The sequence below is a fragment of the Paenibacillus sp. FSL R7-0272 genome (genome assembly GCF_037969905.1).
GTDB lineage: Bacteria > Bacillota > Bacilli > Paenibacillales > Paenibacillaceae > Paenibacillus > Paenibacillus polysaccharolyticus.
This window is the reverse complement of the sequence record NZ_CP150221.1, coordinates 3,024,328-3,037,218: the sequence shown is the minus strand read 5'-3', so window position 1 is coordinate 3,037,218 and position 12,891 is coordinate 3,024,328. Positions and strand designations below refer to the sequence as shown.

Below are 12,891 nucleotides of genomic sequence, written 5' to 3'. Positions count from 1 at the left end.
ACTCCCTTCCGTTATGATTTCTGAGCTGACTCTGTTCGAGGATCAAGCACATCCCGCAACCAATCGCCGAGAAAAATAACACCCAGCACAGTAAACGTAATAGCTAGTCCCGGAAATGTAGCAACCCACCAGCTCGTGGCTACATACTGCCGTCCGTCACTTAACATGCCGCCCCACGATACATCCGGTGGTTTTATTCCAAGTCCCAGAAAACTCAGCGAAGCTTCCATGATGATTGTTGTGCCTACATTCATGCCGCAGATGACAATAAACGACGACAATACGTTAGGCAAAATATGCTTGATAATCAGCCGTCCATTTTTGGCACCAATCGATCTGGCGGCAAATACAAAATCCCGCTCTTTCATACTAAGCACTTCACTACGAACTACACGGGTGAATGGCACCCAGTTGGTTACACCGATAACAAAGATCAACGTGGTCATACCTGGACCCACAATAGCCATCACTACTAACATGAACAGAATCGTTGGTATCGCCATGAATGCATCACCCACACGCATAATAATGGCATCCAGCCACTTTCCATAGAATCCGGATATCAGACCCAGAACGGCTCCGATTATTCCGGAGACAATGACGGCGCCCATACCTACAATTAAAGACACGCGTGCGCCATATACAATACGGCTCCACATATCTCTGCCCAGATTGTCGGTTCCCAGCCAGTATTCGGCCTTTCCGCCTTCGAGCCACGCAGGCGGTTTGAGACGGTTCAGCGGGTTGACCGCTGACGGATCATGACTCGTTAGCAGAGGTGCGGCTATTGCAATCAGGACAACAACCAATACAAGCACTGCACCGATGAATCCGGTCTTGCTGATGATTAGCTGTTGCCAGATGGATCGAATTCCGGCAATCGTACGCGAACTTCTGTTGTCCGGTTCGGTAACCAGAACATTTGTTTCATCGTTGTCTCTCATAGATCGCACCCCCTTCTAGTCATATTTGATACGTGGATCCAGCAGTCTGTAGGACACATCCGTGAGAATATTAACAACCACTACAATGAATGCAATCACAAACACGGCTGCTTGCACAATCGCCATATCATGTGTATTTACGGCCACAACTAACAGTTGACCCAAGCCTGGCCAGGAAAATACGGTTTCTGTAATCAAAGTACCTCCGATCAGACTGGTAAACTGCAGACTCATAATGGTCACAACCGGAATTAAACCGTTACGGAACGCATGCTTCGCGATCACTGTCATTCGTCCCAGTCCTTTACTGCGTGCCGTGCGAATGTAATCTTGATTCAGAATCTCCAGCATGCTGGATCGGATTAGCCGTGTCATCTGTGCAGCAAGTCCCACCCCCAGCGTAAAAGCGGGCAGAATCAGATGGGATAAACCTCCGCGACCCGAAACCGGTAAAACGCCCAGCACAACGGAGAATAACAGAATGAGCATAATGCCCATCCAGAAGTTTGGCATCGCCTTGCCAATCACCGAAATACCTGAAATGAGAAGATCGGTAAATGTATTTCTTTTCACTGCCGAGATCACTCCCAGCGGAACAGCCATCAATACTGCAAATAACATGGCAGCCGCGGCAAGTTCAAAGCTTGCAGGCAATCGCTCTAACACAAGCTCAAGTGCAGGCTGACCGTAACGGAAGGATTGACCAAAATCTCCCTGAATGGCATTACCGAGAAATTTCATATACTGCGCGTATAAAGGCTGGTCGAGTCCCAGTGCCTGCGTCAACACAGCCCTGTCCTCTGCTGTAGCGGTCTCAGGCAACATCAGAGCCACAGGATCACCCGTGACCCGAACCAGAATAAAAACAATTAATGAGACAATAAACAGCACCGGAATGACCTGCAGTAAAGATTTGAATACGTATTTTCCCACTCCCGGCTCACCTCCTCTTTCCAAAAAAAGAACGGCAGGAACTTGTTCATCCAGTCCCTGCCGTTCACGGCTTACTCATGCAATGACAGGTGGTATTAGCCTCTGTTACTTTGCAACAGGTGTAATCTCATCCGCATAGAACATCTCATCACTGCGTGGTGCAAAGTTCACTTTGTCATTGGTTCCATAGACGCCTTCCATCTGATACAAATATACGGCAGGGCGCTCTTCTGAGAAAATCTGTTGTACTTGCTGATATTCTTTCTCACGAGACTTAGGATTCATGTTTACAAGCGCAGATTGCAGCAACTTCTCCACTTCCGGATTGTTGTAGTCTGATTCCCCTTTGGCTTCTTCCACCATATAGCGGTTATAGTTGTTGGAAGCGTCAAACAGGGAGTTACCGATTCCGATCATGAAAATTTCTTTAAATGATTTGGAGCTATAACGCTCGCTGAATGCACTCGGCTCAAGCACGTCCAGATTGATTTTGAATCCGGCCTGATCCAGCATGGCTGCAACAACTTCAGCTTGTTCCTTGTACTGAGAAGATACGGAGATGGTCATCTCGGCCGTGCCTTCAGCGTAGCCTGCCTCTTTTAGCAGTTGCTTTGCCTTTTCCAAATCATACAATGATGTCTTATACAGTGACGGGTCAGCTCCGAAGTTTCCAGGTGTTACAGATGTACGAGTAACGATTCCTGCTCCCCCGGCAATGCTGTCTACGATCCCTTGTTTATCAATCGCCAGATCAATGGCTTCACGCACTTTTGGATCAGCTGTAATGCTGCCTTCCGTTTGACGGAAGATCAGTTGCAAAACACGCTGAATAGGTGCTTTCACAATTTTTTTGTCTGCTTCGCCTTCAATACGTGCAATATCTGTTGACGGGATGGATGACGCAACGTCAACTCCGCCAGCAAGTAATTCAGATACACGTGTGGAAGCCTCAGGGATGACACGGAATACCACTTCATTCCACTTCGGCTCACCGCCGAAATAGTTTTCATTTTTCACAAGCTCAATCCGGTCGTCTTTGGTCCATTTGCTGAACTTGTATGCGCCAGTACCCACCGGCTCTTTCAGGAACGTGTCCATGCCCTTGTCTGCAATATATTTGGAAGGCAGGATGCCAGCGCCCATTTTGGACAAGCGATTGAGCAACAATGGGTCTGGACCATCGGTAATGATGTCTACCGTATGCTCATCCACCGCTTTGACTTCAACGATGTTTTTGAAATAACTATTTTGCTTCAGCGTATTATCTTTAGCGACTCTCTCCAGCGTGTACTTCACATCAGCGGAAGTGAACGGGTCGCCATTGTGGAACGTTACACCTTCACGCAGCTTGAATCTCCACGTTGTATCGTTCACTTGCTCCCATGAAGTAGCGAGCGCAGGAACTTTTTTCTGCTGACTGTCGTTTTTGATCAAATAATCAAATACGTTCACAAGCACAGCTTCACTCGCGGTATTGTTATTGTTGTGTGGATCAAAGCTTTCGATATCCGTTGCCGCCGCAATTGTTAACGTGCTACTGGCAGCTGCACTTTCGCTTCCGCTCCCTTCAGAAGTTGCATTGTTCGTTGCACCTTTACTTCCACCACCACAAGCACTTAACACCATCACGATTGCCAGCAAAGTAATCCACAAGCCTGTCCATTGTCTCTTTTTCATTGTGATTCTTCCCCCTTGGAAGTTGTATTCCTTGCCAAAAATTCAAGTGCAATTGCTGACAACAAGCCTACGCCGTAAGGCATGACCGTTTCGTCAAGATCAAATCTCGGATGATGAAGCGGATACCGTGTACGCTCCTCTTCATTTCCCGATCCTAACCGGAAAAACACACCAGGCACATGTTCGCAATAAAAAGCAAAGTCTTCCCCGCCTGTCGACGGTTTGATGTAACTCCACCCCTTCTGCGCATTCACCTCTTCACAGACATCTGTGAGCAGATCAACCATGCCAAGGTCATTCACAACAACCGGATAACCGTCACCATAGGTGACTTCACATGCCGCTCCGAATGAACTGCAGACACCGTTCACGACTTGTTTGATCAGAGATGGCATCCGTTCACGCACTGCAGGAGATAATGTGCGGACTGTGCCAATCATCTCGACTTCAGGTGCTATAGCGGTACCCATATAACCTCCGGTGATTTTACCAATCGTGACCACTACAGGTTCAAGCGGGTCCACCATACGGCTGGCGATGTTTTGTAGCGCAGTAATCACCTGAGCGGATACGGCGATCGCATCAATACCTTCATGCGGACGAGCCGCGTGACCTCCCTGACCCACAATCTTGATGACGAGCGGATCAGCCGAAGCAAAGGCAACTCCCTGGCTCACCCCAACTGTTCCCGTATCCTGACCGGGTGTCATATGCAAGCCAGCAATGGCATCCACCTTTGGATTCTCCAGCACGCCGTCCTGAATCATGGCTCTTGCACCGGCTAGTCCTTCTTCCGCAGGTTGAAAGATGAACTTAATATTACCGGATTTCGGTCTGCCAAGCCCTGTGAGTAGTTCAGCAGCGCCCATCAGAATCGATGTGTGTGCGTCATGCCCACAGAGATGTGCCTTGCCTTTCACCGTTGAGCGATATTCCACTGATTTCTGATCTTCAATCGGCAATGCATCCATATCTGCTCGAAGTGCAAAGGTAGGGCCAGCTGTTTCTCCGCGAAGCAGGCCAGTTACACCTGTCTTCCCAACATGACGAGTAACCTCAATTCCAAGCCTTTCCAGATGTTCGGCCACAATAGCAGAGGTGCGATGCTCCTCATAACCAATCTCCGGATGGCGGTGCAGGTCTCTGCGCCAGGCGCTTAACTTCGCTTGTAGCGGCTGAGCCAGTTGTATTAATTCAGCTTGCTTCATTGCATCTCATTCCTTTCCTGTTGCTCGGATTCCGACACCAAGCGCGCATAGATGGCATCAGCCGAGAATTCGATATGCCTTTTCATCGTATCCCGTGACCTTACGCTGTCTCTTGACTTCAGTGCTTCAAGAATCTCCATATGTACTTCGTAGTTTACGGAACGAATTCGGTCATCGTAAGGCATCAGATCGAGCGCCGGGTTAATCTTCGTTCGAATTTGTCTGACGGCTGTTTCACAGTATGGATTACCTGATGCTTTGGCTATGGTTAGATGGAATTTCACATCCAGTGCCCTGAACCATTCCCGTGTGCAATCCGGCTCGATACTTTGCTCCATATAGTTATACAGCTGTTCCAGTTCGCCTGCGGTGATCCGCTCAGCAGCCAGAAAAGCCGCCTCCGGCTCAATAATGGTCCGGTACTCAAACACCTTGAGCATCTGAGCCCAGCCTCGTTTGATCTCTTCTCTTGTCCGTTTATGCGAATTGGTCGTGAGTGGCAGGACGAAAGTTCCACCTTTTGCTCCAACTCTTTTTTCTATCAGTCCTTTATCTTCCAGTGCTGAGAGCGCTTCGCGAACCGTAATACGGCTTACATCAAACATCTCGGCTAAATCCCGTTCAGCGGGAAGCTGCTCCTCACTCATCAACTCTTTTAGAATAATGGCTTCTTCCAGTTGTTCCCGAATAAATTCACTAACCTTTTTAGTCGATACTTTTTCGAAATGAAAGGAGAATGGATTAGACATCTGATCACTCCGATCTGTATATGGTCTAGACCTTATACCATTAATATAAATCCGACTAAACTGATATGCAATACTTTTTTTGCTAAAATCCAACATTTATTTTAATCCCCCATATAGATCACTCTCTCCACATCGAAATTAAACTCTATCTATAAAGAAAAAAGACGCTCTGCACCGGTCAGAACCTCTCTGGATCAAATGGATGTTATACTTTTTTCTGAATGACGATATCCGACTCTTCGCTTAAAAATGCAGTGTCTCCCTTTTCTACAACTTTTTGTTTGCAAAAGGTTTAAAAGTCCTGGTTACAGCCAGTCGCTCGCTTCCTTCAAGGTAGAACTGATCCTCTGCTCTCCACGTATGACTTGCTTTGTTCTGCCTGCGCAGATACACATAGTTGTAAGGTGATGTTGCATACGTTTTGTACCCTCTCTTCCTGCATTGCCTTAGAAACGTAACATCTTCCCCCACCGAACGATCCGTAAATCGAACCCTTTTTAACACCTTTTTTCTGAATAACAGCGTGCCTCCCTGGATAAATTCCACAGGTTTATTGCTCTCGCCCGGTGACCTCATCAGCAATGTTCGGGAAGCTTCCAGATAAACCAGACAGGAGTGTTTACCCACAATATCACTGCCGGTTTGCCTGAGCGCACGTACCTGTTCTTCCAGATAATAAGGAGAGTAGTAATCATCATCATCCATTTTCGCAACGAGTGAAAAACGAGCTCTGGTGATGCCTGCATTTAGACACTGTCCTAGTGAGATACGTTCGGGTACTTGGTATACGTGGACATTCGCGTATTTCTGCACCTTTTTCCGAATCAAACGCATGTTCATGCTGTCGAGATTCAGAATGATAATCAATTCCTTGACCTTGTAACGCTGGCGAACATAATTCTGCAGGATGTTATCCAAAAATTGTGGACGGTTGGTGCAAACAACGATGGAAACTCCCATAGGTGTAAGATACCTAGACACAACATCCCCTCTTTCAGCTTATTTCCATTCATCCTATGTGTTTGATCCATATCAGGTATGGACGGCTCCCTCTATTATGGAAAAATAACAAAAAACCTCTGACCGGATAAACGGACAAAGGTTTAGGAATCTAATTATGTTAACAGAACAATCTATTGAAGCTTCTCCGTTAATTATTAAAGTATACTGCCTTGCCCGTGTGTGCCGACTCGTAAATAGCTTCCAAAATCTGTGATACCACCAGCGCCTGTTTTGGTGTAACTACGGGCTCCAAATCTTTATCGATCGCTTCAATCCATTTGCGCATCTCCACATCCGGTGCATTTTCGGACTGTCCTTCATAGAAGTCCACACCACCAGAGCTGAGTTCAATTTCATTGGTATACAGACGGCTGAACTTCTCGCCATTGATACGCAGTCCGTTTTTCATGTCAGCGCCTGCCTCGGTGCCACTCAGACTGCATTTAGCTTCGTCCACATCAAGCGAGTTCAGCGCCCAGCTGGATTCCAGCATGATCGTTGCCCCATTTTCCATGACAATCATACCAAAGGCGGAATCCTCCACCGAAAATTTCTGTGGGTCCCACGGACCCCAAGCATTCGCTGCATTTTCTCTCTGGGAGAGCTCATGATGCGTAGTGCCAAGTACTACTTTCGGCTGATAATTGTCCATCATCCATAAGGTCAGATCCAGTGCATGTGTTCCAATGTCAATCAGCGGTCCACCGCCTTGTTTCTCTTCATCCAGAAACACACCCCAAGTCGGCACGGCTCTTCTTCGAATCGCATGGGCTTTGGCAAAATAGATCGAACCTAGCTCGCCCGCTTCACACAGTTGCTTTAAGTACATGCTGTCCTGACGGAAACGGTTGTTATAACCGATCGTCAATTTTTTACCTGTACGTTCGGCCGCTTCCAACATAAGCTGAGCTTCAGCCGCAGTCTTGGCCATCGGTTTCTCACACATCACATGTTTGCCAGCCTCCAGCGCCGCAATTGAAATCTCTGCGTGGGAGATGTTCGGGGTAAGCACATGCACAATATCGAGTGTCTCATCCTTCAACAGTTCCTGGTAATCCGTGTATATCTCGGCATCGGCAGAACCGTACTGTTTCTTCGCCTCTGCGGCACGCTCTTCCACAATATCACAGAAAGCAACCAGTTCAACGTTCTCCAGCTTGCTCAGACTTGGCAGATGTTTGCCGTTTGCGATCCCGCCACAGCCAATAATTCCAATGCGATATAATTTACTCATCATAAGTCACCCTCACTTTAGTATTGGTTGTTTCATTTTGCGAAAAGCCGACGGGGTCATCCCAAGGCGTTTTCGAAACACAGCATGTAAATAGTTGGCGTTGTTAAAGCCTGAGCCAACCGCAATCTGTTCAATAGACACGTTGCTTTCCTGTAAATTACGGCACACCGCTCGCAGGCGAATGTCCTCCAGCACTCGGCTGAACGGCATATCAGGCTGTACCTGATAAAAAATGCGTTGCAACTGGCGGCTGCTGATGTGCAGCTTCTCGGCGACATGCTCCAGCGTCACTACAGAAGCGTGATTAGCTTCCATGTACTGTACAGCATAATCGTATCGATACACTGTCATATCCCTTACAGGAGCTTCAGCTCGAATTCCGCCCGTATCGTAAGCGCGAACTGTTTTTAACAAAATGCTAACAACCAGCTGCTTAATCGAAGTATAATATCCGACCATCTTGTGGTCACATGCTTCATACGCTTCGAGAAAACAGAGCATTGCACGGTGATAATCCTGAACCGGTTTATGCGGAAGTGTCTTTAGTTTTTCAATGGTCTCTTCTGATTCCGCAACTTCCCATGGATCGACATGCTCTCGTGGTTTATGCACGATATCTACATGAAGACACAACTCATCCATATCCTGCTCGGCGTCGGCTTCCTGATAATGAACAACCCCAGGTCCGGTCAGATACAATAACCCTTCCGATAATGCATGGGACTGATCATCAATAATAACTTTACCTTTCCCTCTAGGAATGAAATGGAACTCATACTCCGCATGGTTATGAAAATCGACAATCCGCCCCGCTGGAAATGTCGTCAGATGAAATCGCAGCACACGAATCTCGTAATGCCCCCATACCACGGTAATATCAAGCCGCTCCAGGAGATCCTGCCGATCCAGCATTTTCTCATACGGATACAGACTCAAGATGCCTTCCTCCTTAACGCCTTACAGGACGAATTTATATTGAGTAGAACTGAAGATTTTACACAGTCCACTCCGTTAAAGTGTAAGTAATTCATTCAACTTATATAATCCAATCTATCCTGTCTAGCTTGATATCTAACTTTGCAACTCAGTGAGTGCAATTCGTTTACCTTCCTTCGCTGAGCGATTCGCCGCTTCCATCAACCGGGTCAATTCCATCGCCATGTTGATGTTTGCGCTGTCCTCGGTATCATTTTGAATGTGTCCTACCCATTGATTGAATGCGCTTTCTACATTTTCAGCAACAGGAAGTTCGGTCCAATCCGTATACTGACCTTCCGCTACTTTCGTGCGAATCAACAATGTGGAATCCGGCGTTCCATATAACATTGTACCCTCTGTGCCATGTACTTCAATGGTAAAAGGCGAGTGACTGTTCACAAATCCCGCTTCCACTACCCCAATAGCTCCTGTTGATGTAGAGAGTGTTGCCACTGCATTATCCTCAACTTCTTTGCCTGTAATATAACCAAAGTGTGCGCTCACATCGGTAATTGGCTGATTTAGAAACAATCTCGTTAAATACATCGGGTGACAGCCCAGATCAATCAGAGCTCCGCCTTGACAGTCATGCAGATCATAGAAGTGCTGAGGCAGCCAATCTGTGATCGCTCCATCATGGGATAATCGTGCCCTCACGTATGTAACTTGACCGAGTAATCCGCGCTCAAGCACGTCTTGAATGGTCAGCGTATATCCAGCATATAGACGAGGAAGAGAAACGGTCATTTTGACTCCGTTTGCCTGAATCTCTCTCAGAATAACATTAGCCTCCACTTGCGTCCCGGCAATGACTTTTTCGGTAAAAATATGTTTACCCGCCTTGGCAGCAGCCGTAATTACCTCTTCATGGATACGTGTAGGCGCATCTACAATTACCGCATCAATGTCATCTTGTGCCAGCATATCCGCAAGCGATGCATAAAAGGGCACGTTCAAGCGGTCAGCGGCTTCCTGCCCACGCTTCGGGTCTTCGTCCCACACGGCGGCGATTACTGTATCCTCGTGCTCCTGGGCTTGCTTGATGTAATCCCATGCATGTACATGCCACAAACTGATTTTTCCAATTCGAATGGTCACGGATGTCTTCCCTCCATAGTATATAATATTCTGACAACGTATCTATAAGGTATCACATGATTTATTTATTTTTAATCAAAACTCACGACAATTCATATATAAAATTACGACATTTAATATTATTAAACTATCACAGTTGCACTTTCCCTCATTCTCCTAAAATATGAAAAAGCCGCTCACAGGCGGCTTCTCATCCAACAGTTAACGCTTTAAGCTCTAAAGCCTAAACTTCAGCTGACTCTGTTGATTCGTTCGGTATCACAATAGCTCGTAACCATGCGTAACAATTTTATATCCCGCTACCGTCCGATGATTATTTTCAAGCGCACCCTTCACCCGCTCCAGCACATCACTCTCATATGTGGAGACACACTCGAAGCCAGTCTGTACATGCAAATCAGCCGGATCAGCACTCAAATTGAACCAACGTGCAATCACATCTCCTGTTTCTTCTGCAATCTTCAAAGCGGAAAATGCCAGCGTCGAATTCTCGGCTTGCCAGTCCAGCCACTGTTTGCTCAGTGGTAATTTCCGTTGGCCATCTTTCATTCCATGTACAGGCTGCGCTTCTTTTTCATACGTATGAGCCAGTTCCCCAAGCTGCACCGTCGTCCACGGGATAGGATACGTGTATGCACTTGCACAAGCACCTGATTTCGCCGCATCGCCTGCAAATGGAATAATAGCATACTCCACCGCCTGAGGTCCCAGACATTGAGCCTCCGGTGTGTCGAATACACCCCAATCTCCCAATTCGGATGAAGCGCGGAGCAGCGTAACCGCAATCGTACTTCCTGCATTCTCCTGTAAAATCTCATATTCATTGAGCCCCTTGTTCGCAACCATCAGCCCGGTGCTCCCATCCGTCACATGAACAAATGCTTGCTGATGCTGTGCATTGCTCGGATTCACCCACTCCTTCGCCGGAATGTTTGGCCGTTTGGCGACTTCAAAGATGGAATCAGCATAATGATGGTCCGTGACCAGACCGGACGGGAAAAGCGCGCGTAGACGATGATCTTTGGCCTGATTGTTAAATTCGGTCTTTACCTTGACCATATTACTGCCTGCTTCCAGTGTATATGTTGTTGTGATGTTAAGAGGAACGGTATCCTGAACACGCTGAGCCTTACGCTCCGTGAACGGAACCATGTAACGTTTCTCCTGCTCAAACAGCTCATCTGCCCCAGCCGGAATGTTCCAACGCAGCACACTTTCCATTACGGCATGATAAGGGGAATGCTCCACAAGACGTAGCTCCGCCTTGAGTTGTTTAGTGGATAACGCTTGTTCGCCTTCAGGCTGACGGTACACATATTCGTTGCCGATATCCCCGGTATTTTCGTAGACGTTCAGTCCGTGATATTCTGTTCCAGAGCGTTTATCGAGCAAAGTGATCGCGCCATTCTGCTCCACACGCACTCGCAAATATTCGTTTTCCATCATGTTCGCTTCAATCTCAACGTTAACTTCAACGCCAGCCGCCTGTCTTTCTTCCTTTTCTCCGACTGGAACCAGACCATACGTCTGATAACCCAGTGCAGGAACATTCTTCGCCTGGAAAGTCACCTTAACCTTACGTGCCATATATGGCTGACGGAAGCGATCTTTCGGAAGCTCGTAACCGAAATGAACACCTAGATCAAGGATTTCGGCTACGTATATATTGCCTTCAGCATCGATCACTTGATATGTCGGTAGTACGACTTCTTCCAATTTGCGCGCAAGAGCCTGTGGATTCGGACCTTCCGGGAAAAAGGATTTATCTACGATCAGTTCTTTCTCTATGATACCGCTTCGCATCCACCCAGCCGTATTAAACACGGTGAACAACACGGCATCCTCGGCCCAAGCTTCGATATTCTGTACGTCAATGCATTCCGCAATGGCTTGCGACGTCTGGGATACCAGCTTCTCGGCGAGTTGCCGGCTCTTGGCAAACCGGGTCACCATCTCCCGATGCACCTCATCTACACTACAGCCACAGATGCTGTCATGTGGATGATTCTGCATAAGCATCTTCCAGGCATGGGTAAGCAGATGATGCGGGTATTCCTTAACCCCGGCTACATAGGCCATGGCTGCCAGGGGTTCTGCTACTTTTTCCAATAACGTCTGACCTTGCTGGTTTAACTGTTTCAGATAGACCCGTGCAGAGGCTGTATTCACCAGCGTTCCCCATCCATCCGTATGCTGACTGCGAAGCTCTCCTTCAATCGTTGCCAGATGATCAGGAACCTGCTGCGAGACTGCTGCGATATAGTCATCAAAATTGGAATGTACAAATTTCACTTCAGGGTACAACTCGGAAGCGGTACGAAGTGCCTCAGGTAGATCCGTCTGAATAGGCTGATGATCACAACCGTTCATGAAGAGTAGATGTGATGTTGATGCAAATTTCTCGGCTTCCTGCAGATTTTTGTCCCAGTACACTCGTGCTTTCTCCGGGTCTACAGGTACTTCCATCCCGTTACAATACCAATTGGCAAACAGAATACCGAGCACTTCCGAACCGTCCGGAGAACGCCAGATCATCTCTGAATAAGGAGATTCATAAGCTTCTGCATCCACAACAGCGTTGTTGAATCCGGTAGGTTTTACCCCGCGCCCAAAGATCGCATTCTGGATATCCGCCTGCTCTAAAATTTGCGGGGCTTGTCCCATATTGCCGAACGAATCCGGGAAATACCCGGTTTTGGAGATGATTCCAAAAGGTTTGGCGTCCCGATGCCCAATGAGCAGATTGCGCAGGTTAGCCTCACTACTCGTCAGAAACTCATCCTGAAGCACGTACCACGGGCCAAATTGAATACGCCCCTCCCGAATGTAACGATCCAGCCGCTCTTGCTGGTCTGGTCGAACTTGTAAATAATCTTCCCGAATGATGGTCTGACCGTCGAGATGAAAGTACCGATATTCCGGGTCCCGGTCGAGTGTGTCCAGCAACTTGTCCATCAGTTCAACCAGTAACACATGATGATGCTCGTATGGCATATACCATTCCCGATCCCAATGCGTGTGTGAGATCAGATGCGCTGTTTTTTGATTCGTCGTATTCGTCATATGTG

10 protein-coding genes are annotated in these 12,891 nt (G+C 47.5%); all 10 read right to left on the bottom strand.

The window, feature by feature from the left end:
- Nucleotides 1-11: 11 nt before the first annotated feature.
- The 10 genes from MKY23_RS13450 to MKY23_RS13405 all read right to left on the bottom strand — a co-directional run bounded on the left by MKY23_RS13450 (nt 12) and on the right by MKY23_RS13405 (nt 12,886).
- Complete coding sequence (locus tag MKY23_RS13450) at nt 12-944, bottom strand: ABC transporter permease (RefSeq protein WP_090915740.1); 933 nt, start codon at nt 942-944, stop codon at nt 12-14.
- A 15-nt stretch (nt 945-959) separates the two neighbouring features.
- Nucleotides 960-1,877: an ABC transporter permease gene (locus MKY23_RS13445; RefSeq protein ID WP_145412920.1), complete on the bottom strand. Its 918-nt coding sequence runs from the start codon at nt 1,875-1,877 to the stop codon at nt 960-962.
- A gap of 105 nt (nt 1,878-1,982) precedes the next feature.
- Entirely contained in the window at nt 1,983-3,554 is a 1,572-nt protein-coding gene (locus MKY23_RS13440; protein WP_339838771.1) for an ABC transporter substrate-binding protein, read from the bottom strand.
- On the bottom strand, nt 3,551-4,762 hold the full coding sequence (locus MKY23_RS13435) for a M20 family metallopeptidase (RefSeq protein WP_339838769.1): 1,212 nt from the start codon (nt 4,760-4,762) through the stop codon (nt 3,551-3,553). Before MKY23_RS13435 ends, MKY23_RS13440 begins: the two co-directional genes overlap by 4 nt.
- Nucleotides 4,759-5,511 carry a FadR/GntR family transcriptional regulator gene (locus MKY23_RS13430; RefSeq protein WP_339838766.1) on the bottom strand — a complete coding sequence of 251 codons (753 nt, stop codon included), beginning with the start codon at nt 5,509-5,511 and terminating at the stop codon, nt 4,759-4,761. The genes MKY23_RS13435 and MKY23_RS13430 overlap by 4 nt, the downstream gene beginning before the upstream one ends.
- Nucleotides 5,512-5,778: 267 nt before the next feature.
- On the bottom strand, nt 5,779-6,492 hold the full coding sequence (locus MKY23_RS13425; RefSeq protein ID WP_339838763.1) for a glycosyltransferase: 714 nt from the start codon (nt 6,490-6,492) through the stop codon (nt 5,779-5,781).
- A gap of 169 nt (nt 6,493-6,661) precedes the next feature.
- Complete coding sequence (locus MKY23_RS13420) at nt 6,662-7,747, bottom strand: Gfo/Idh/MocA family oxidoreductase (RefSeq protein ID WP_154889579.1); 1,086 nt, start codon at nt 7,745-7,747, stop codon at nt 6,662-6,664.
- Nucleotides 7,748-7,759: 12 nt separating this feature from the next.
- Entirely contained in the window at nt 7,760-8,683 is a 924-nt protein-coding gene (locus MKY23_RS13415) for an AraC family transcriptional regulator (RefSeq protein WP_260510864.1), read from the bottom strand.
- Nucleotides 8,684-8,818: 135 nt separating this feature from the next.
- Complete coding sequence (locus MKY23_RS13410) at nt 8,819-9,823, bottom strand: Gfo/Idh/MocA family oxidoreductase (RefSeq protein ID WP_339838757.1); 1,005 nt, start codon at nt 9,821-9,823, stop codon at nt 8,819-8,821.
- 258 nt (nt 9,824-10,081) lie between these two features.
- Entirely contained in the window at nt 10,082-12,886 is a 2,805-nt protein-coding gene (locus MKY23_RS13405; protein ID WP_339838754.1) for an alpha-mannosidase, read from the bottom strand.
- Between the last annotated feature and the right edge of the window lie 5 nt (nt 12,887-12,891).